The organism is Methylomonas aurea (assembly GCF_024505045.1).
Taxonomy (GTDB): domain Bacteria; phylum Pseudomonadota; class Gammaproteobacteria; order Methylococcales; family Methylomonadaceae; genus Methylomonas; species Methylomonas aurea.
Genome location: NZ_JANIBM010000022.1, coordinates 47,400 through 69,487, shown reverse-complemented (window position 1 = coordinate 69,487; position 22,088 = coordinate 47,400). Strand labels below are relative to the sequence as shown.

Genomic DNA, 22,088 nt, shown 5'->3' with positions numbered 1-22,088 from the left:
CCGATGGCTATTGTGAATAAAATGCCGATTTTTCATGGTGGACAATGGCCGCCCGCCGACGTCCGTCTGGCGGCGCGGATTTTTCCGGAGCGGGCCGATACGGCCGATTCCGCGCTGGACCGCTGGGTGACGGGATGGTGGCAAGGCAAGCTGCGCACCTGGTACCCGCGCCAGCGGGAGCGGATTCGGTTTCGGGACGCGGTGGCAACCGCGGCGGAACGCCTGCAACTGGAGCGATGGGACGACGACCGGTTGCGCCGCGAAAGCCGGCCGGCCGCCAACGCCGCCTTTATCGGCAAAGATTTCGCTAGCGGTGCGTTGGCTTTGGCACTGGTGCGCGAAGCGGCAAGGCGCCGGCTGGGGCTGCTGGCGCATCCGCCGCAACTGCTGGCGGCGTGGAAATTGTTGTGCGGGCATTTGATCGAATTCGATACCGGTGAAGGTAAAACCCTGACCGCCGCGTTGGCGGCCTGTCTGGCCGCATTGGCCGGCGTACCGGCGCACGTGGTGACGGTCAACGATTATCTGGCGCAACGCGACGCCGAGAAGATGCAGCCGCTATTCGCCTTTTTCAGGTTGAGCGTCGGCGTGGTCCACGGCGGCGTCGCGCAGGGCGATCGGGCCAGCCAATATGCCCGGGATTTGACTTATTGCACCAACAAGGATTTAGTGTTCGATTACCTGCGCGACCGGGTCAACGCCGGCGGCATCAACAGCCCGGCGCAATTGGCGGTACGCCGCCTGCACCAATCGCAGCGTGGCGAGGAGCGGCTGCGCTTGCGCGGCCTGCATTTTGCGATCGTCGACGAAGCCGACAGCATCCTGATCGACGAAGCCCGCACGCCGCTGATACTGTCGGCGCTGAGCGATCGCGGCGCCGACCGCGACGTGTTCGAACAGGTGTTGGCCATTGCCGAGCAATTGCAGCAAGACCTGCACTTTCGGCTGTTGGGCGCGCAACGCATACCGGAACTGAGCAAGGAAGGCCGTTTGTATTTGGCGCAACTGGCCGACGACTACCTTGCCGCGGCCGAATTCGACAGGCGGCAAAAAGCCCTCGACGAATTCTGGCAGTTGGATTGGGTCAGGGAGCATTACGTGCTGCAGGCTCTAAGGGCGATTTACGTCTACCGCCGCGATCAGCATTACGTCGTGCTCGACGGCAAGATCGTCATCGTCGACGAGTTTACCGGACGGTTACTGCCGGACCGCAGTTGGGAGCAAGGTCTGCATCAATTGGTCGAGGTCAAGGAAGGCTGCGCCGTCACCGGCCAGAACCGGACCTTGGCGCGGTTGACCTATCAGGTGTTTTTCGGCCGTTACCTGCGCCTGGCCGGTATGAGCGGAACCTTGCGCGAAGTGGCGGCGGAAATGGCGGCGGTGTACCGGGTGCCGACCTTGCGGGTCGAACCCAACCGGCCTTGCCAACGCATCGAATGGCCGAGTTTGTTGCTGCGCGACGCCGAGGCCAAACACGCCGCCATCGTCGACGAAGTCATGCGGATTTTAAACGAGGGCAGGGCGGTATTGATCGGCACCCGTTCGGTGATGGCCTCGCTGGCGATTTCTCGGGCCTTGGCCGCAGCCGGCATAGTCCACAAGGTGCTGAACGCATTGCAGGACGAGGACGAAGCCAGTTTGGTGGCCCGGGCCGGCCAGCCCGGAGCGGTTACCGTGGCTACCAATATGGCCGGACGCGGTACCGATATTCCGTTGGCCCCAGCGGTATCCGCACGCGGCGGTTTGCATGTGGTGTTGAGCGAATGGCATGAGTCGGCGCGGATCGACCGGCAATTGTTCGGCCGTTGCGCCCGCCAGGGCGATCCGGGAAGCTGCCGCGCCATCGTTGCGCTGGACGACGAATTGGTTCGGCATTATGCCTCCGCGCTGGCCAACTGGACCGCGCTGCAATGGCCGGGATTGCCGCCGGCGTCGGCAGTCAAACTGCTCAGGCGTACCATGCAGAGCAAAGCCGAGGCGGCCAATGCCGCGCAACGGCGGGCGACGATGCGGCAGGACCGGCAAATGCGGCGGCAACTGGCGTTTTCCGGCGCCACGGAATGATCAAAACCAACGAGGTTTACCAGAGAATGAACGAAGTTACAGCGAAGCCGGCCAGAGCTTACCGATGGCTTGCCGGAATAGTGTTGACGGTGTGGATGCCGGTGCTCGCGGCTGAGGCTCCCGGCCAAGCCACTTTCGACTGTCTGATCGAACCCTCCCAACTGCTCGAAATCCGCAGTCCGGTCACCGGTTTAATCGACAAAGTGCATGCCGGCCGCGGCGACACGGTCAAGCGCAATGCGCCGTTGGTCAGTCTGGAATCCAGCGTCGAGCGCGCCGCTGCGGAACTGGCCGGAGTCAGGGCGGCGATGAACGGGCCGCTGGCCGTGGCCGAGAGCCGCCTGGTCCATGCCAATCAAACCTTGAACCGCAGAAACGCGCTGGCGCAGAAAAACTACAGTTCGGCGCAGGAGCGCGACGACGCCGAGGCGGAAAAAAACATAGCCCAGGCGGAATTGATGTCCGCCCGGGAAAGCAAGCAGGTGGCGAAGCTCGAACTGGCTTATGCCAACGCTCAGTTGGGGCTGCGGGTGATCCACAGTCCGATCGACGGTATCGTCACCGAACAATTGATGTACCCCGGCGAAGTGGTCGAAGTCGGCGGTACCACGACCACAATCCTGAAACTGGCCCAGATCGATCCGTTACGGGTGAAAATGATCCTGCCTTTGGCGTACTACACCCGGGTAAAACCCGGGATGCGCGCCGACATCGTCCCGGAAGCGCCGCTGGAGGGCCGCTATAATGTGGCGATCAATCTGGTGGACCAGGTCATCGACGCTGCCAGCGGCACGTTTCAGGTCCGCGCGGATTTGTCCAATCCGGGCGGAAACCTGCCAGGCGGGGTGAAATGCAAGGCGACGCTGGCACTGTAGCCGAGATTCGCGGCAAGGCGGGCGTTGGGCTCGGCTAAAATCAAAAACAGTAAAATTACTTAACGAGGAGAATGAGCAATGGCTACGCAATTACTGATCTACGAAAAAGTCGTACCGGTTTCCAAGGACCGCCACACCGGTTGGTCGGTCAAGGCCGGCAACGATTATTCCTTCGCCAAACATATCAATTCGGTGCCGGTATTGGCCGTGGAGTTTGCCAGCGCGGCCGACGAATACACCCTCGTTTTCGCCGGTAACGAGGACGGCATGATGCCTATCGCATTGCTCGGGATCAAGGAACGCGAAAACCTGTTCGTCAACGAGTCCAACCATTGGGATGCCAAATACATTCCGGCTTTTATCCGGCGTTATCCGTTCGTGTTTTCCGAGAGCGAAGACCGCTCGACGTTTACCCTGTGCATAGACGAGGATTTCGTCGGCTGCAATCAGGACAATAAGGGCGAGCGCCTGTTCGATGCCGAAGGCGAAAGAACCCAATATCTGGACAACATGCTGCGCTTCGTCAACGAATACCAGGGCCAAAACCTGAGGACCCAGGCGTTTTGCCAGAAACTGCGCGATCTGGATTTGCTGGAGCCGATGCAAGCGGAATTCACCTTGACTTCCGGCCAACGCTCGCGTCTGGCCGGATTCTTCGCGGTGAACCGGGAACGCCTGAAACGCCTGAACGACGAGCAAGTAATCGATTTGTTCAAACTCGACGAATTGGAGTTAATCTATCTGCACTTGCAGTCGATGCGCAACTTTACCGGCATGTTGGAACGCAGCGCGGCGCACAACTCGGCGCCGGCCGCCGACGCCGACAAACCGGCCGAAGCCGCAATCGCCACTGATCATGCGCCTGACGAAAAGCTGCATTAATCGCGGCGGTCAGGCTGAACCCAATCGATTCCGCTATTGTTGATTCGGCCTCGTGAAATTTTGATTTCCCTTTGCGCTGCTGCCCATAGGGTAAGGGGGGTGTCGAAGCGCTGCCGGTGTTTCGACAGGACCATTACTGACGGTTACGACACACCGAGGCCGGATCAACAAGCGATGGCGACCACTCCGCAACCAATACAAGCAGCGGCAGTGCGGCGCGGTTTAACAAAAGGAATTGCTCATGGACTCGCATTACCGGACCGATAACCGAGCATTCAGACTGAAAGCCAGTGCCACCGATTGGCTGATCTGGCTTACTGTCGCCGCACTCTATACGTTGACTGCCCGGTTAGCCCTGTTTTTTTTCGCGCCCGAGGGTAATGCCAGCGTTTTTTTCGTCGCCAGCGGACTGGCTTTGGCAGCGATTTTGCTGGGCGGCAAGCGCTACGTCTGGGCTATTTTCAGCGGCGCATTGGCGCTCAATTTGTGGCAAGGCAAGGATGTTTTTGCCGCTATCACCATTTCTGCAGGTAGTGCGGCCAGCGCCTGGCTGGGGGCTCGGCTAATCAAGCGCATGCAGGGCGTTAATCATTCGCTGCAGACGCTGCGCGACTACTTGCTATTAATCAGTCTCGGCGGGGTCGTCGCTTGTACCTTGGCCGCACTGGTTGGCACGTTGACCTTGCTCGGCAGCGACATTATTCAAATCGACAACTTTTTACCCAGCCTGGTGCATTGGTGGATGGGCGATACACTGGGCGTAATTCTGATTACTCCGCTGATCCTGGTCTGGTCCAACACGTCCTGCCGGTTGCAAAGGCCTAAGCAATACGGTGAAGCCCTACTGATCGTTGCGATGAACTTTTTTGCCGGGCAGATGGTTTTTCTCGATTGGTTTCACGATAGCGTGGGTCACTTCGCGAAAAGCTTCTGGATGTTTTTATTCGTCAGTTGGGCCGCGGTTCGTCTCGGTAACCGGGCCACCACATCGATTCTGGTCATGACGGCGACTCAGGCCATGTTCGGTCTGGTCGAAAAGCGCCTGGGATTTATCGATCCAGCTCTCGGCGACAATCAGGCAATCAATTACTGGTTTTTCATGGTGGTACTGTCGCTGGTCGGCATGGCATTGGCCTGTTATTTTGGCGAAAGGCAACATGCGTTGGAAGTATTGGCGGAGAAGGAAGAGTTGCTGCGTACCCTGTTGAATGCCATGCCGGAAAAAGTCTGGTTGAAAAATCCCGATGGCGTTTATCTGCTGTGCAATCCCAGCTTCGATCCGTTGTTCGGCGGTCCGGTCGAAGAGGTGATCGGCAAAACCGATTACGATTTGATGGCCCGGGACCGGGCCGACGCATACCGCGAACAAGACTTCAAAGCGATCGCCGCCGGCAAACCCATCAAAAATCTGGATTTGTCCACCAAAGCCGACGGCTCCAGCAAACTGTACGAAACCATAAAGACACCGGTCAACACCAAAGACGGCAAGTTGATCGGCGTGCTGGGCATGGCGCGAGACATAACCGAGTTGCATGAAACGCAAGTCGCCTTGAAGGAGCGCATCAAGGAGCAAAAGTGCCTGCATGCGATCTTTCGCGAAACCGAAGATTTTCAAAAGCCGTTAGCCGACGTGATGCGCTCGGTAGCGATGCTGCTGCCCCCGGGCTGGCTCCATCCGGAGAGTGCGGCCGCCTGCATCGAATGGGATGGGCAAAACTTTAGCACCGACAATTTCCGGACGCCCCTGGATTCGCTGAGTGCGCCCCTGGTAATCGATGGAGCGACAGTGGGGAGAATAACGGTAGGCTATCTTCAACCCAAACCCAGACAACAGGAAGGCCCGTTTTTGACAGAAGAACGACTCCTGATCGATGCGGTCGCGGAGAGATTGAGCAGTGTCGTGCGGCGGCGCCTCATCGAAGAAAAAGCGCGCACCCGCGAACGTATTTTCAGTTCCATCGTTTCGCAAGCGCGCGATGCGATTACCTTGATCGATGCGGAAACCTTCGAATTCATCGAATTCAACGACGCGGCTTGCAACAGCCTGGGCTATAGCCGCGAAGAGTTTGCCGATTTGCATCTACCCGATATTCAAGGCGAATTCGATGCCGATACCGTCAAACGCATGACGAACGAGTTCATGGCGGCGGGCGGCGCCCAATTCGATACCTTGCGTCGCCACAAGAACGGTTCCTTGCGCAACGTCCATGTCAGCATAAAGGTCATCGACATTCACGGTCGCCACTATCTATCCCTGATCTGGTCCGATATCACCGAACGCAAACAAATCGAGCAACAGTTCCGCCATTTGTTCGATCACAATCCGGCACCGATGTTGATTTACGAGCGAGGTTCGCTTGCCATGGTGGCGGTGAATGATGCGTTTACCGCGCTCTACGGTTACAGCCAACAGGAAGTGGTTGCGTTAAAGCTCACCGATTTTTACCCGGAAGCCCAAAAGCAGGCCATTGCCGATTTGTCGGCCAGTTTGCACGGTTTTGCCTATGTCGGCGAATGGCAACACATACGCAAAGACGGCTCGCTGATCGACATCATCGTTCGCTCGCACGACATCGAGTTCTCCGAGCGCCATTGCCGTGTCGCCGTCATTACCGATATCACCGAACTCAAGCAAGCCGAATCCGAATTGCGTAAATTGTGGTTGGCGGTGGAGCAAAGCCCCAACAGTATCGTCATTACCAATCTGGATGCCGAGATCGAATACGTCAACCGCCATTTCAGTAGGGTGACCGGTTACAGTCGCGAAGAAGCCCTGCATCAAAATCCGCGCATTCTACAATCGGGGAAGACAGACCGGGCCACCTACGACGAGATGTGGTCGCGCCTGGCTGAGGGGCAGAGCTGGTCCGGCGAGTTGATCAATCGGCGCAAGGACGGTAGCGAATACATCGAATGGGCGCAGATTACGCCAGTGAGGCAGCCCAACGGCGCCATTACCCATTATCTGGCGATCAAGGAAGACATCACCGAGAAAAAACACATCGCCTTGGAACTGGAGTCTTACCGCCACAACCTGGAAGAACTGGTGGCGGCGCGGACCCGCGAACTGGAACTAGCCCGCCAGGATGCCGAGGCCGCCACTCTGGCGAAGAGTCAGTTTTTGGCCAACATGAGTCATGAAATTCGCACGCCGATGAATGCGATTTTAGGCATGCTGTATCTGGCGTTGAAGCAAGATTTGCCTTTGACAGTGTATAACCACTTGAGCAAGGCTCAGGGGGCGGCGCATTCGTTACTCGGCATCATCAACGACATTCTCGACTTCTCCAAGATCGAGGCCGGCAAACTGGAGTTCGAAACCGCGGAATTCGCCTTGGATAGCGTCATTGAACAACTGACCGATACGGTCGGTCTCCACGCCGAGCAGAAAGGCGTCGAGTTTCTGGTCCGTTACGATGTGAACATTCCATCGCCTCTGCTCGGCGATCCTTTGCGTCTGAAGCAAATATTGCTGAACCTATGCGGCAACGCGATCAAATTTACCGAGCGCGGTGAAGTGGAACTGGCTTTCCGCATGCTGAACGTGCGAGAGGATGTGGTGACCTTGCAAATTTCGGTCCGCGACACCGGTATCGGTATGGATGCGGCATTGCAAAGCAGGCTGTTTCAAAAATTTACCCAGGCAGACGAGTCGACTACCCGGCGCTTCGGAGGTACCGGGCTTGGCTTGGCCATTTGTAAACATTTGGTGGAAGCCATGGGCGGGCGCATTTGGGTTGAGGATTCGCAACCCGGCAAAGGCACTACCATAAGCTGCACGTTACTTCTGCACATCTCGCAAAGGGCGGAGTCGCATCGGCGCGAATTGCTGGCTCAAACCGGGCCTTTGCTGAAAGGCGTTAGGGTACTGGTGGTCGATGACAATCAGGTCTCGCGGGAAATCCTGGCGGAAATGCTGCGTTACTTCCAAATGCAGGTTGACGTTGCAGCGAACGGCATCGCGGCCATCGAACAGCTGGAGTCGACTGCCGAGCAACCGATAGAGCTGGTGCTGATGGACTGGCGCATGCCCGGCATGAACGGCGACGAAGTGACACGTCGCATTCACACCGATCCGGCCATCAAGTATCAGCCCAAAGTCATCATGATCACGGCTTATGGCCGGGAAGATGTGATGTCGCTGGCGCATCAGGCCGCGGTGGATGGCTTTTTGATCAAACCGGTATCGCCTTCCTCTCTGTTGGATAGCATGCTGTCGGTATTGGGTCGCGGGAATTTGGCCAGTCGGCAGGAGGGTTCGTCGTCTTGCAGTCATTTCATGGCGCCACCCGATTTTTCCGGCCAGCGCGTGTTATTGGTGGAAGACAACGCCATTAATCGGGAATTCGCCATCGAATTACTGCGCAGCATGAATTTTCAGGTCGATGAAGCCGTCGACGGCCAGGAGGCTTTAACCATGGTGCAGCAAACTCGATACGATTGCGTGCTGATGGATATTCAAATGCCGGTGATGGATGGTCTGGAAGCGACGCGCCGAATTCGCGACCTGAGCCGACAGACCGGTAACGAACGCTATGCTACCCTGCCGATCATCGCCATGACCGCGCTGGCAATGGCCAAAGACGCCGAAAAAACCTTGGCTGCCGGGATGAACGACCATGTCACCAAGCCGGTCGAACCGGAACTGTTGTTTGCCTGTTTGGCCAAATGGCTGAAACAGACATCCTCCGAGTCTGGCAGTCGGGCGGCCGGGAGCAGCAACTGTTCGCCGGAATTATTGGCCCTGCAAAGTCTGCAAGCGATCGAGGGCATTCGCCGCATCGGCGGCAAGGAAGCGGCTTATCGCAAGCAGCTGAAACGGTTTCGCGAACACTATTCCAACGCTGTCGAGGAATTACGGCGTCTATTGCAGGCCGACAATCTGACGCCAGCGGAACAGTATTGCCACTCGCTGAAAGGCGTGGCAGGCAATATCGGCGCCAATAAGCTGTTTGAATGCATCTCTGGCGTCGACAGCACGCTTAAACAACAGCGCCAGCCAACATCCGAAGAACTCCAACAATTTGACGAATTGTTACAACAGATCATGACCGACATCGATAGCCTGGTCGTGGCTTCGGCAAACATCCCGGTATCCGGCGTCCCATTATCCCCCGTTGCCATCGCGACTAAAATAAGCGAGCTGACGGAGGTATTGGAATCCGATCTGGGCGCCGCCGAGCAGTTAATCACCGAGTTGCGTTTCGGGGTCAGCGGCAGCGACCTGGAAACGGCCATCGACGAGATCGCCGCCGAGATTGACGTATTCAACATAGACCAAGCGCTGGCTTTGTTGGCTGCATTACAGCAACGTTTGGCCATTAACCTTTCACCATAACCGCAAACCTATCGTGCCTGACTCTAAAAACGGCAAGCCCCGCATCCTGATCGTCGATGACGTTAACGAGAACCTGCACGCCTTGTTGAGCGCTCTGCGCGACGATTACGCGATTTTGGCCGCAACCAACGGCGAAAAAGCCTTGGAAATTGCCTATCGTATTCCCGGACCGGATCTGGTTTTACTGGATATCAAAATGCCCGGCATGGACGGTTATGAAGTATTGCGTCGGCTGAAAACCGACCCCGCCACTGCCGATATTCCGGTTATTTTCGTCACCGCGTTGTCGGAGTCTGCCGACGAAGCCACCGGGCTGAAATTGGGAGCCGCGGATTACATTGCCAAACCGGTCAATCCCGAGCTATTGAAACAGCGCATCAAGACCCAGCTGGAATTGCGTCACTATCGACGCAAACCGCTGGTATCCCTCAGCGAGAAGATTCTGGTCAGGGAAGAGCGCCCGGCCCTGCTGCTGGTGGACGATATGCCGGAAAACATCCATGAACTGGCCGAAGCGTTGAATGACGAATACCGCATCATGGTGGCTAACAACGGCCGTAAGGCAATCGACATTGTGCTGGGCCCCAAACCGCCGGATTTGATTCTACTGGATATTCTGATGCCGGAAGTCGATGGCTACGAGGTGTGTCGGCGTATCAAGGCAACGGCGGTAGGCACTCGCATTCCAATCATATTCGTCAGTGTGATCGATAGTTCGGTGGAAAAGGTGCGCGGGTTTTCGATTGGCGCCGCCGATTACATTACCAAACCCTTTGATATCGACGAAGTAAGGGCAAGAGTGCGCACCCATCTGGAACTGAGTCGACTCCATCAATATTTCGAACAACTGATAGAACTGCGCAACGCCGAGTTACAGCATCTCGATGGCATCGTCAGCCGTTCTCCAGTGATCGCTATTACCTGGCGAAATGCAGAGGACTGGCCGGTCAGCTACATCAGTCCCAACATTTCGAATTGGGGCTATCGTGCGGAAGATCTGCGTTCCGGCAAGATCAAATTCGCTAATTTACTGCCTGCCGACGATCTGGTGCGTGTCGAAGCCGAAATCCGCGAGCATATCGCTCATGGCCCGGATGACTACCGCTTGGAATATCGATTCTTGCATGGAGATGGCCATTGGATCTGGATTGAGGAATTCACCAAACTGAACCGCACCCCACAGGGCGATGTGACGACGATCGACGGTCTGCTCCACGATGTTAGCGCCAGAGTCGAGGCCGAGGCTGCTTTGCGCGAAAGGGAACACCAATTGCGGGTAATGGGCGACAACCTGCCGGACGGTTACGTTTACCGGTATCAGATAGGGCAGGATGGTCGGGGCGGTTTTCGTTATATCAGTGCGGGCGTGGAGACATTGCATGGGCTGCAACCCTTGCAACTACTGAAGGATGCCGATCCATTATTTGCCCAAATGACCCCCGATTCCCTCGAGGGCTATCGCCAGGACGAAGCCGAGTGCTTGCGGGAATTAAAAGTCTACAAGGGGACTTTGCTGTTCAAACTTCCCGATGGCCGTCAGCGCTGGATTGCCGTGCAATCCAGTCCGCAGTTGCAAGCCGATGGCAGCGTCATTTGGGATGGGGTTGCTATCGATGTCACCCAGCGCATGGAAAACGAGCAGCGCTTGATACTGTTGGCGCAGCGCGCTCAAGGCCTGCTGCAACTGCCCAAAGCGTCGGAGGAACTGAGCGAAACCGATTTCATGCAGCGCGGCATGGAACTGGCGGAAGACCTGACAGGTAGCAAAATTGCTTTTGTGCATTTCGTACACGACGATGAAGAAATCATCGAACTGGTGACTTGGTCGCGCCGTACCCTGAAGCACTACTGTCATGTCGCCTACGACAAGCACTACCCGGTCAGTCAGGCCGGCATCTGGGCGGATGCAGTGAAGAAGCGCCAACCAGTCATTTTCAACGACTACCCGAACTATCCGAACAAACACGGCCTACCGGAAGGCCATTCCGAGTTGCTCCGCCTGATCTCGGTACCGGTCATCGAAAACGGCAAAGTAGTGATGTTGGCGGGAGTTGGCAACAAACCGGTCGATTACACCGATCTGGATGTCGAAACGGTCCAGCTCATTTCTAACGATATTTGGCGTATCGTGCAGCGGAAGCGTATCGAGAAAAAAGCCGAACGTTTTTCCCACGTCTTGCAACGTTCCACCAATGAAATCTACATTTTTGACAGCGAGACGCTGCGCTTCATAGACGTCAATCAAGGTGGTCGCGACAACCTGGGCTACACGATGCAGGAACTCGAACAAATGACGCCGTTGGATATCAAACCCGACCTGCCAAAAGAGACGTTTGAATTGTTATGCGCTCCGCTGAGAGCCGGCCTCAAAAGCCGTTGCGATTTTTCTACCGTACATCGCCGCAAAGACGGCAGTTTGTATCCGGTCGAGGTGCATCTGGAGATAACGGACGATCAGCCGCCCGTGTTTGTGGCGATCGTCAACGATTTGACCCAGACCCGGCAGATGGAGGATCGCATCACCGAACTCTCGCGTTACGATCCGGTTACCGGCCTGCCGAATCAGTTTTTTTTCGACGATCAATTGTCGTCCCTCATCGCCGAGGCCGAGCGCCAACGCCATGCCATCGCGGTTTTGCGCCTGGATATCGGTAATTTTCATACGATCGACGATACCTATGGCTATGAAATTGGTGATCAGACCCTGAAAGTCGTTGCCAATCGACTGGTCAAGGCTGCCGGAAGCGAGGGTATCGTCAGCCGAATGGCAAAGGACAACTTCAATATCGCTTGTCCCAGCATCAATAGTCCATTGGATGCCGAACAACTGGCTGAAGCCCTGCTGGCGGCGATCACCGAGTCGGTGATTCTGAGCGAACATGAAATTCACCTTGAGGCCAAGATCGGCATCAGTTTTTATCCGACCGACGGCAAGTCTGCCACCGAATTGGTGCAGCGGGCAGGGATTGCGTTGAATCACGCTAAATCGGACAAGCTCTCCAACCTCCGTTTTTTCGAACGGACAATGAACGAACAATTGCTCTCCAGAATAGCGCTCACGAATGACATACGCCATGCCATCGCGCGCGAAGAATTCGAGCTTTACTACCAACCGCAGATCGATCTGGCGTCGGGCACCATCATCGGTCTGGAAGCGTTGGTGCGCTGGAATCATCCGCTCCAGGGTTTTCTGCCGCCGGTCAAATTTATCCCGTTGGCCGAGGAATCGGGTTTGATCATGCCATTGGGAAACTGGATCTTGAAGCGAGCCATGCTGCAAGCAAAGCAATGGCTGGATGCCGGGCTGACCCATCATAATTTCTTGGTTGCGGTCAATGCCTCGGCCGTGCAAATGCAATCCGGCGATCTGGTCGATTTGATACGGCAGTTAATCGAGGAAACCGGATTGCCGGCGCATTGCATCGATCTGGAATTGACAGAAAGCGTGTTGATGACCGATGTAGCGGAAACCCAGGTCCTGCTGAAGCAACTCAAATTATTGGGTATTCATCTTTCGATCGACGACTTCGGCACGGGTTATTCCTCTCTTTCCTATCTCAAGCAATTTTCGGTCGATAAATTGAAGATCGATAAAAGCTTTATCGATAACGTCGTCAGCGATGCCAATGACGCGGTAATTGTGCAGGCCACCATTGCCATGGCGCATAGCCTGGGGTTGAAAATCATCGCCGAAGGCGTGGAAACTCAGGCCCAAGCGTCTTATCTGAAAAAACTGCAGTGCGACCAGATCCAGGGCTATTGCTTCAGCCGCCCATTGCCCGCCGGCGAAATTGTGCGGCTCTTGAATGCTGGAACCAAAGTGGCCATGCCGGTCGACGAACACAAAGCCACCATTTTGCTGGTGGACGACGAGCCCAATATATTGTCGGCCTTGAGACGATGCCTGCGTCGGGATGGCTATGAAATTCTGACGGCAGGCAGCGGTGAAGAGGTGCTGGAATTGTTGGCCAACAATCCTGTGATGGTGATACTTTCCGATCAACGGATGCCCGGGATGAGCGGGACCGAGTTTTTGTCGCGAGTCAAAGTCATGCACCCTCGTATGGTCAGAATGATCCTGTCCGGTTATGCGGACGTCACTTCGATCACCGAGGCGATCAACAAAGGCGAAATCTACAGATATCAAACCAAGCCCTGGGACGATGATGACTTACGCAAGGCCATGCAGGATGCGGTCATCCACTATGAACAAACCGATCTCAGTAAACTAAAATGATCCGAACCGTTTGAATCCGGGCCGATGCGTAACGGGATGCGGTGTTATGCGCCGGCGTTTTCGCCGTGTCTTTTGACAATCCCTTAAGAAATCGTCAAACCCAGGCCGGTACCCTTGCCGACCGGTTTGGTCGTGTAAAAGGCATCGAAAATGCAGCCCGGTTGCTAGTCGGTCATTCCGGAGCCGGTGTCGCCGATTTCGATCCAGACCCGGCCGTCGCCGCAGCCTGTCGCGATCGTGATCACGCCGTGTTTTTCGATGGCGTAGCGAGCAATGTCAGCCGCGAGTTGGCCAATCGACGACATTTTTTCCGATTGCAGCAACTGCGCCTGAATAACCTGCAATTTATGGTGAGTCGCAAGGCCATGGCCCAATCGACTCGGCGGCCGATACGAACAATCAGGGGCTAATCGCCAGCCACCGTGTCCACCAGCAAAATTCGCTCGTGGTCCAGGCGTAGTGCCAAGGTTTTACAGAGCTGGCTGGTCTCGAAATCGCGGTAGCGCTCCGAGGTGACCACCCGGTCGCGGTCGCCGCAGTTTTCCAAGGCCAGCAGTTGGAAGAAATAAGGCCGCCAGGACCAGTTGAAGCCGATCTTGCGCGGATCGGTAAACCATTGGTTTTCGTTGAAATTGAAATCCGGCGAAATCTGGTCGCCCTGGTTGTTGCACAGATAGAACCGGATCACGCCGCTTTGAGTGAAATTCCAACTGACCAGCTCGTTCAGATTGAAATCGTCCTGCAACGTTTGCGCCAAGCGATAAATCAAAGCCTTGGTGGCGTTGATCGCGTTGATCTCCTTTTGTACCCGCGGCAGCGTGTTCTTGACGAATTTACTGCGCAGCGAGGCCACGTGTTGCTCGAAACTGTTGACAGGCAGGAAATCGGCTTCGGCTTTGGCGAACAAAAAGCCCTGCATGAATTGGGCGCCGCAGTTCAAGCCGAATAAAAATTCCTCGTCGCTTTCCACGCCTTCGCAGACGATGCGGGCGCCGGTGCGTTGGCCCAGGCGCGACATCAGATGCACGATGTCGGTGGCGATGCTGCTGCCGCGGGCGGCGCGCTTGAACAAACGCATATCGATCTTGATGATGTCGGGCTGGATTGCGATCACCCGTTCCAGTTGCGAGGAACCGGCGCCGAAGTCGCCGATCGCCACCCGCAGGCCGTGTTTGCGGTAACGCTGCACGATCTGTTTCAACTTGTGCGGATCGACGTGGGCGTCGGAGATTTCGACGACGATGCGTTGGCGGTCGATATTCAACTCTTCCAGCATGCGCAGGGTCGGCAAGGCATTGAGTTGGCGCAAATTCTCGATCCAGGCCGCCGAAATGTTCAGCGCCAGATAGGTTTGGCTATCGGCCTGCTGCGAGAATTTTTCCAGGGCTTGCCAGCGTACCTGTCGGTCCAGTTCGGTACGCTGTTTGATGTCCACATCGGCGGAAGAGAACAGGGCGCCGGCGGAAACCACATTGCCCTTGGCATCGTTTTGGCGGGCCAAGGCTTCGTAACCGACGATTTTGCTGCTGGCTATCGCAATGATGGGTTGAAAATAGGGAAATAGCGTTGATTTTTCAGGCATGGTCCTTGTGCGCGTCGAGTTAACCGGGCTGAGGCAAAAACTCCTTCAATTCGGCGACGCAGGAACCGCAGCCGCTGCCCGCGCCGAGGCAGGCGCTGATCGCTGCCACGCTTTGTAACTTTTGGGCTTGCACCGCTTGTTGAATGGTTTTTTCGCCGACATTGAAACACGAACAGACGATTCGGCCAATATCGGCTTCGCCTTTCGGCGGCTGGCCGCTGAGCAAGGCAAGGCGTTCGCTGCGGCTCAGTTCCGGTTTCGGGAACAGGCTGCACAACCAGCCCGGCTCCGGCAACTCGAAATCCGGTCCGACCAACAGACAGACTTGCAGTCGATTGTCGTTAACGTAGGCGCAACGGTAATAGCCGGCCTGCAGATCGCTGTATTCCAGCCAGTCGCCCGCGCCGGCCATGCCGTGCTCGGCAAACAAATCCCGGCTCCACTGGCGCCAGTCTTTGCCGGCGCCGCTGCCGGCAAGCTCGTAACGGTAAAACTGGTCGCCGCGGACTTTGACCTGGTATTCGCAATCCCGGATCGTCAACGGTTGCCGCGCCAGGATCGTCGCATACCAGGTGGCCGGCCAGGCCGTGATTCTGACCGGAGTCTGTTTGCTTTCCGGTTGGCCGGAGTAGGGGTCCACCACCGGGTTGACCAAGGCGCCCATCCGGCCGTGGCTGCTCAATTGCCCGGTCCAATGCATCGGGACGAACAAGCTGCCTTGGCGTTGGCCGGCGCCGATTTCGACCCGGGCCAACATTTGCCCCCAACGGCTTTCGATGTGGGCCAGACTGCGGTTCTTCAGATGCAAACGCTCGGCGTCGGCGGGATGGATTTCGACGAAGGGCTCCGGCCGGTGCGCATTCAGTTTTGCGGCCAGTCCGGTGCGGGTCATCGTATGCCATTGGTCGCGCAAGCGGCCGGTGTTCAGCGTGAACGGGTAGTTGGCGTCGACGCTATGGCGCGGCCCTTGCGGCGCGACCGGAATAAATCTGGCCTTGCGGTCGGCGGTATAAAAAAGTTTGTCGGCGAAGAGTTGCGGACTGCCTTGGGGCCGGTCGCGGGTTACCGGCCATTGCACCGGTTGCAGTGCATCGAATTCGGTCTGGTCGATCGCGGCGAAGGCCGACAAATCGAAGTCGCGTAATTGATGTTCGGCGTCGTTCTCGAAAGCCGACAGCGCCGCATGTTCGCGAAAGATTTCGGAGCTGGATTGGTAAGCGAAGGCCTCGGTAAAGCCCATGTGTTGCGCCACCCGGCTAATGATCCACCAGTCGTGGCGGGCTTCGCCGGAAGCCGGAAACAACGGCCGTTGCCGTGAAATGCGCCGTTCCAGATTGGTCACGGTACCGTCCTTTTCGCTCCAACCGGTGGCAGGCAACAATACGTGCGCGAGTTGGGCCGTGTCGGTATCGGCGATGCAATCCGATACCACGACGAATTCGCAGCGTTGCAGCGCTTGCTTGACTCGGTCGGCGTCCGGCATCGACACCACCGGATTGGTGGCCATGACCCAGACCGCCTTGATCCGGCCGGCGGCGATAGCCTCGAACATGTCCACCGCTTTCAATCCGGGTCTGTTCGCCACTCGTTCGCTGTGCCAAAACCGGCCGACCCGGTCGACATGCACCGGATTGTCCAAGTCCATGTGCGCTGCCAGCATGTTGGCCAGACCGCCAACTTCGCGGCCGCCCATCGCATTGGGTTGGCCGGTGAACGAAAAAGGTCCCATGCCAGGTTTGCCCAGCCGGCCGCTCGCCAGATGGCAGTTGATGATGGCGTTGCATTTGTCCGATCCGGAGCTGGATTGGTTGATGCCTTGCGAATAAACCGTGACGCTGCGTTCGGTATCGGCGAACCAAGCGAAAAATTGGGCGACATCGGCCGGGTCCAGCTCGCAACCGGCGGCGACCGCGGCCACCGAACCGGCGCTGGCTTCGGCTTGGCGCAGCGCCTCGGCGAAGCCGTTGGTGAAATTGGCGACGTAGTCGTGGTCGATTCGGCCATCGCGCTGCAGGTGGCATAAAAGTCCGTTGAACAGTAGCGCGTCCATGCCCGGTTTCAACGGCAGATGCAGGTCGGCGATATCGCAACTGGCGGTGCGGCGCGGATCGACGACGACGACTTTTAACTGCGGATTGTTATCCTTGGCCTTGCGGATGCGTTGAAACGCAATCGGGTGGCACCAGGCGGCGTTGGAACCGACCAGCACGATCAAATCGGCCAGTTCCAGGTCGGAATAACTGCAGGGCACGGTATCGGCGCCGAAGGCGCGTTTGTAGCCGACCACGGCCGACGACATGCACAAGCGGGAATTGGTATCGATATTGGCCGAGCCGATGAAACCTTTCATCAGTTTGTTGGCGACATAATAGTCTTCGGTCAGCAATTGGCCGGAAACGTAAAACGCCACGGCGTCCGGTCCGTGTTCCGCGATGATCTGCCGGAAGCGGCTGGCGACGTGATCGAGCGCGCTATCCCAATCGCAACGTTGGCCGTTGACGGCAGGGTAGAGCAAGCGGTTTTCCAGCGAGACGGTATCGCCCAGCGTGGCGCCCTTCGAACATAATTTGCCGAAGTTGGACGGATGTTCGGGATCGCCTTTGATGGTGACCCGATGCGCAACGGGATCTTCGACCGTGGCTTCGATGCCGCAGCCGACGCCGCAATAGGGGCAGGTGGTTTTAACGGTTGCTAGAGTCATGGCGTAACGGTTAAGCGGCGGCGGCCAACGGCGTCTGGCCGAACATCAGGCGATCGCGGATCGCGGCAATCGGCGTCTTGTCCTTGACCAGATTCAAATACCAGGCGCTATCGCTGGTGTCGCCGTACAAGATCACGCCGATCACGATGTCGCCGCGCAATACGATTTTCTTGTAGACGCCGAGGCCGTGGTCGATCAATTGCAGAATTTGGCAGTCGGCGTCGCCCTCGAAATCGCCGACCGAAAACAGATCGATGCCGGTGACTTTCAGCATCGTCGCCGAGGACAGAGTTTGGTAAATGCTGCCGGCGTGGCCCGACAATTGGCGGGCGCAGACTTTGGCCTGTTCGTACACCGGCGCGACCAGGCCGAACAATTCGCCGCGGTGTTGCACGCATTCGCCGACCGAGAAAATCCGCGGATCGCTGGTTTGCATTAGATCGTCGACGATGACGCCGCGCTCGCATTGCAAACCGATGCGTTCGGCCAAGGCGATGTTAGGTTTGATACCGGTCGACATCACCAGCAGGTCCGCCGGCAGTATTTCGCCGTTGCTGAGCTGCACGGCGTGGATCTGGCCGTCCTCGCCGAGAATGCGGCCTATCGTGCAGCCGAGATGGAATTCGATGCCTTTGCCGGCCAGTTGTTGCTGTAAAAATCCGGCCGCTTGCCGGTCCAGTTGTTTGTTCAGCAGATGGCCGGCGCGGTTGACCACGCTGACCTGCATGCCGCGCTGCAACAGGCCGTTGGCGGCTTCCAGGCCGAGCAAGCCGCCGCCGAGGATGACTGCGTGGGTTTTGCTGGCCGCGGCGGCAATCATGGTTTGCACGTCGGCAATATCGCGAAATCCCAACACGCCGCGCAATTCGCGGCCGGGGATGTCCAGCATCAACGGCAGGGAACCGGTGGCCAGCAGCAGATAGTCGTATTCGGCTTCGGTGCCGTCCCGGGCTATCACCCGGCGCCGGGCGCGGTCGACGTCGACCACTGTTTTGTCCGGGCCGCAGTGCAGAGTGATGCGGTGTTTGCGGTACCAATCGAAGTCGTGAATCATGATCTCGGCAATGCTCTTGGCGCCGAACAGTACCGGAGTCAACATGATCCGGTTGTAATTGCCGTGCGGCTCGGCGCCGAACACGGTGATTTGATAGCGTTCGGGCGCCAATTGCAGCAATTCGTCGACGGTACGCATACCTGCCATGCCGTTGCCTATGACTACCAGTTTCAGTTTCATCGCTTTGTCTAGTAACTATTCAGTAGCCGGACCGGGCCAGCAACACCCGGTCCGACGGGGTTTTAGAAGCTGACGTTGGCTTGCAGCCAGATTTTTTGGGTATCGGTAAACGCCGCGTTTTCGGTGTTGAAATTGGCGTACTTGGCTAACAAGGAGTAGTGCTTACCGAATTTCTTCAAGATCGAGAAATCCCATTCGCTACCGTACTCGATGCCGCCGGTATCGTCGTAGAAGTCGTGGTAGACCCCGGTGACGATCAGGCTGTCGTTCATCATTTTGTAGGTGGCGGTGGCGAACACGTCGCGAATACCGGCGGCGGGCGTGGTCAGGAACAAATCCGCCCAACCCTGGAAGGCATGGTTGGTGCCGAGCGGGGTCTGGAAGGATTTGTAGGTGCTGCCGTTGCTGCTCGTGACGTTATTGGTATAGCCGTAACCGTTCAGCTGTTCGATAGCGCCTTGCAGACTCAGGTTGAAGGCGCTGACACCGCCCATGAAGTTGAAGCGGTCGGCTTGATAATGATTGGGATTGTCGCCGTAGTCGAGCTGGTTGCTCCATTCCGCGGTATACAGAAAATTCAATTTGTCGAAAAACTGCGGCGACTTACCGTCGAAGCGCAAGCCGTAAGTCTGCGACGATTTGTGGTAGTTTTCGCGTTGCCGGTAGTCCAGCCAATAGCCGTAACCGATCATATTCCCCCAGTCGCCGACTTTGTAGTTCAGGTTCAGGATCGGGGCATTGATGGTTTCGGTTTCGCCGAAGATGTTTTGGATGTGGTCCAGATAGCCGGCGTTGACGGTCAGGCCGAAAATGGTCTGGTTGTTGTGGGTCAGCAGTATCGAGTCGTAAGTCATTTCCATTTGCCGCCAACCGACGTTGCCGATGAAGCGGTCGTCGTCGAATTTGATGCGTTGGCGGCCGACTTTGATCAAGGTATCCGGGATGCCTTTGTAACTCAGCCAAAACTGATTCAATTCGCTGCGGTCGGGGTCGGCAACCAGCGAATAGTCGCGGTGGCGGTTAGTGGTGGTGCCGCCCTGGTCGTAATCTTCCTGCAACGCATAGTTGCCTTCATATTCGACATAAGCCTGGAAGTCGTGGAACGTCGGCGACAGCAAACCCAGCCGCAGGCGGGCGGTGTTGGCGTTTGCGGTCTCGACCCGGCGCGGCGCTTTACCGGGAATCACCGGGCCCTGGTCCTGGTCGACGTTTTCCCAGCGGTAGTTCAAGTCCAGTTTTACCGCGCCGTTGCTGCCGTAATGGTAAAAATTCAGCGCATCTTCCACCTCCTTGGTCAGGTCGGCGGAGGCCGGCGCGCTGGCGATTGCCATCGACAGCAGCGTGGCGGACGGTAATTGGTTTTTCTGCAATGGCATAATGCCCCCTTGGCAAATAAAAACGAGTAAGCGTTAAAAAATCAGTGGGTGTGGTCGCATTCGGACAGGAAGGTCAACAGGCTCTCCCGGTATTGGTAATAATCGGGATGTTCGAGCAAGGCCTTGCGGCTGCGCGGCCGGGGCAGGTCGATCTCCTGGATCTTGCCGATTTTGGCGTGCGGGCCGTTGGTCATCATTACCACCCGGTCGGCCAGTAGAATCGCTTCGTCGACGTCGTGGGTGACGACGATGGCGGTGACGTGGGTGCGTTCCCAAACTTCCATCAGCACTTCCTGCAATTCCCAGCGGGTCAACGAATCGAGCATGCCGAACGGTTCGTCGAGCAATAACAGTTTAGGCGACAAGGCGAAGGCGCGGGCGATGCCGACCCGCTGGCGCATGCCGTTGGACATGTCGGCGGCTTTCTTGAACATACTGTCGGCCAGGCCGACCCGGGTCAGATAATATTCGACGATGTCCTCGCGCTCGTCCTGGCTGGCGTGCGGATAGACTTTATCGACGCCGAGCATGACGTTGTCGAACGCGGTCAGCCAAGGGAACAGGCTGGGGGCCTGAAATACCACGCCGCGGTCCGGACCGGCGCTGGTGATTTCGCGGTTATCCAGAATGATGCCGCCTTCGGAGATTTCGTTGAGGCCGGCGGTCATCGACAACACGGTCGATTTGCCGCAACCGGAGTGGCCGATGATGGAGACGAACTCGCCTTTTTTCATTTTCAGATCGAAGCCGTCCACCACCTTCACCGTACTGTTGCCGTCCGGCGTCGGATAGATTTTCGACAGGTTGGAGAATTCCAGGTAACGCGGCCGGCCCAGATCGGCCTGGCTCGGTTTCAAAGCCGAGGTATCCAGTTTCCAGTCGTTGCTGGTGTTGGGGCGCACGTTGGGCAGCTTCAGTTTGTCGCCGATCTCGGCTTGGGTTTTTTGCAGGCCGATGTCCATCAGGTAACGGGTGATTTCGGCGCGCAGGCGTTTGAATTCCGGATCGTGGTTCAAGGCGGTGCGGTCGCGCGGCCGTTCCAAATCAATGACGAAATCCGGACCGAAGGTGGCATCCGGACCGGGTTTCAGCGGAATCACCCGGTCGGCCATGTAGATGGCTTCGTCGACGTCGTTGGTGATCAGAATCACCGTTTTCCGGTCCTGTTCCCAGATTTGCAGGATTTCGTCCTGCAGATTGCCGCGGGTCAAAGCATCCAGCGCACTAAGCGGTTCATCGAGTAGCAGGATATCCGGGTTGGCCGCCAAAGCGCGGGCGACGTTGACCCGTTGGCGCATGCCGCCGGACAGTTCCGACGGCTTTTTATCCATCGCCCGGCCCAGATTGACCATGTTGACGTATTTCTCGGTGTGGGCGCGGCGTTGCTGCGGCGTCCAGTCCTTGAAGATCGCATCCACCGCCAGCGCCACGTTTTCGTAGACGGTCAGCCACGGCATCAGCGAATAATTTTGAAATACCACGCCGCGGTCCGGCCCTGGTTCGCGAATAGCCTGGCCGTTTTTCAGCAGTTCGCCGCTGTCAGGATAGATCAGACCGGCGATCAGCGAGACCAGCGTGGTTTTGCCGCTGCCGGAAAAGCCGACGATGGCGATAAATTCGCCTTCCTTGATGTCCAGGTTGATGTCTTTCAGAATCGAAGTGCGGCTATTGCCCTCGCCGTAGGATTTGCAGACGTTTTTCAGTTCCACCAACGGTTTGATCGGATCGTTGGCAGGGGAAACGGTGGCGTGTTTATGCATGGAAAGTTCGATGATTTTGGCTTGGGCTGCGTTCATGGC

General features: G+C 57.1%; 11 protein-coding genes. 5 read left to right on the top strand and 6 right to left on the bottom strand.

Translation table 11 applies throughout. From position 1 onward, the window contains the following. Positions 1-3: 3 nt before the first annotated feature. The 5 genes from NP603_RS14915 to NP603_RS14895 all read left to right on the top strand — a co-directional run bounded on the left by NP603_RS14915 (position 4) and on the right by NP603_RS14895 (position 13,396). Entirely contained in the window at positions 4-2,064 is a 2,061-nt protein-coding gene (locus NP603_RS14915; RefSeq protein WP_256611716.1) for a preprotein translocase subunit SecA, read from the top strand. Positions 2,065-2,090: 26 nt separating this feature from the next. Beyond that, positions 2,091-2,939 (top strand): efflux RND transporter periplasmic adaptor subunit, encoded by an 849-nt coding sequence (locus NP603_RS14910; protein WP_256611715.1) that lies wholly within the window; start codon positions 2,091-2,093, stop codon positions 2,937-2,939. Positions 2,940-3,017: 78 nt separating this feature from the next. Beyond that, entirely contained in the window at positions 3,018-3,821 is an 804-nt protein-coding gene (locus tag NP603_RS14905; protein WP_256611714.1) for a SapC family protein, read from the top strand. Positions 3,822-4,062: 241 nt separating this feature from the next. Next, a complete protein-coding gene (locus NP603_RS14900) occupies positions 4,063-9,159 on the top strand; it encodes a PAS domain S-box protein (RefSeq protein WP_256611713.1) in 5,097 nt (1,698 codons plus the stop codon). Positions 9,160-9,172: 13 nt separating this feature from the next. After that, positions 9,173-13,396, top strand: a complete 4,224-nt coding sequence (locus tag NP603_RS14895; protein WP_256611712.1) for an EAL domain-containing protein — start codon at positions 9,173-9,175, stop codon at positions 13,394-13,396. A 164-nt stretch (positions 13,397-13,560) separates the two neighbouring features. On the opposite strand, the gene NP603_RS14890 is transcribed toward NP603_RS14895, so the two are convergent. From NP603_RS14890 to NP603_RS14865, 6 genes are all read right to left on the bottom strand, one after another. Continuing rightward, entirely contained in the window at positions 13,561-13,770 is a 210-nt protein-coding gene (locus NP603_RS14890) for a hypothetical protein (protein ID WP_256611711.1), read from the bottom strand. A 32-nt stretch (positions 13,771-13,802) separates the two neighbouring features. Further along, positions 13,803-14,978, bottom strand: coding sequence for an EAL domain-containing protein (locus NP603_RS14885; protein WP_256611710.1), 1,176 nt, complete (start codon positions 14,976-14,978; stop codon positions 13,803-13,805). Between the two features lie 19 nt (positions 14,979-14,997). Next, on the bottom strand, positions 14,998-17,679 hold the full coding sequence (locus tag NP603_RS14880; protein ID WP_256611709.1) for a nitrate reductase: 2,682 nt from the start codon (positions 17,677-17,679) through the stop codon (positions 14,998-15,000). A gap of 10 nt (positions 17,680-17,689) precedes the next feature. Continuing rightward, the gene (locus NP603_RS14875; RefSeq protein ID WP_256611708.1) at positions 17,690-18,913 is read right to left on the bottom strand and encodes an NAD(P)/FAD-dependent oxidoreductase; all 1,224 of its coding nucleotides are present in this window, start codon (positions 18,911-18,913) and stop codon (positions 17,690-17,692) included. A gap of 62 nt (positions 18,914-18,975) precedes the next feature. Continuing rightward, a complete protein-coding gene (locus NP603_RS14870; protein WP_256611707.1) occupies positions 18,976-20,289 on the bottom strand; it encodes an alginate export family protein in 1,314 nt (437 codons plus the stop codon). A 41-nt stretch (positions 20,290-20,330) separates the two neighbouring features. Continuing rightward, positions 20,331-22,085: an ABC transporter ATP-binding protein gene (locus tag NP603_RS14865; protein ID WP_256611706.1), complete on the bottom strand. Its 1,755-nt coding sequence runs from the start codon at positions 22,083-22,085 to the stop codon at positions 20,331-20,333. Between the last annotated feature and the right edge of the window lie 3 nt (positions 22,086-22,088).

Coding starts and splice junctions, on each gene's coding strand:
- NP603_RS14915 (WP_256611716.1), top strand. CDS start 4: ATGGCTATTGTGAATAAAATGCCGATTTTTCATGGTGGACAATGGCCG.
- NP603_RS14910 (WP_256611715.1), top strand. CDS start 2,091: ATGAACGAAGTTACAGCGAAGCCGGCCAGAGCTTACCGATGGCTTGCC.
- NP603_RS14905 (WP_256611714.1), top strand. CDS start 3,018: ATGGCTACGCAATTACTGATCTACGAAAAAGTCGTACCGGTTTCCAAG.
- NP603_RS14900 (WP_256611713.1), top strand. CDS start 4,063: ATGGACTCGCATTACCGGACCGATAACCGAGCATTCAGACTGAAAGCC.
- NP603_RS14885 (WP_256611710.1), bottom strand. CDS start 14,978: ATGCCTGAAAAATCAACGCTATTTCCCTATTTTCAACCCATCATTGCG.
- NP603_RS14880 (WP_256611709.1), bottom strand. CDS start 17,679: ATGACTCTAGCAACCGTTAAAACCACCTGCCCCTATTGCGGCGTCGGC.
- NP603_RS14875 (WP_256611708.1), bottom strand. CDS start 18,913: ATGAAACTGAAACTGGTAGTCATAGGCAACGGCATGGCAGGTATGCGT.
- NP603_RS14870 (WP_256611707.1), bottom strand. CDS start 20,289: ATGCCATTGCAGAAAAACCAATTACCGTCCGCCACGCTGCTGTCGATG.
- NP603_RS14865 (WP_256611706.1), bottom strand. CDS start 22,085: ATGAACGCAGCCCAAGCCAAAATCATCGAACTTTCCATGCATAAACAC.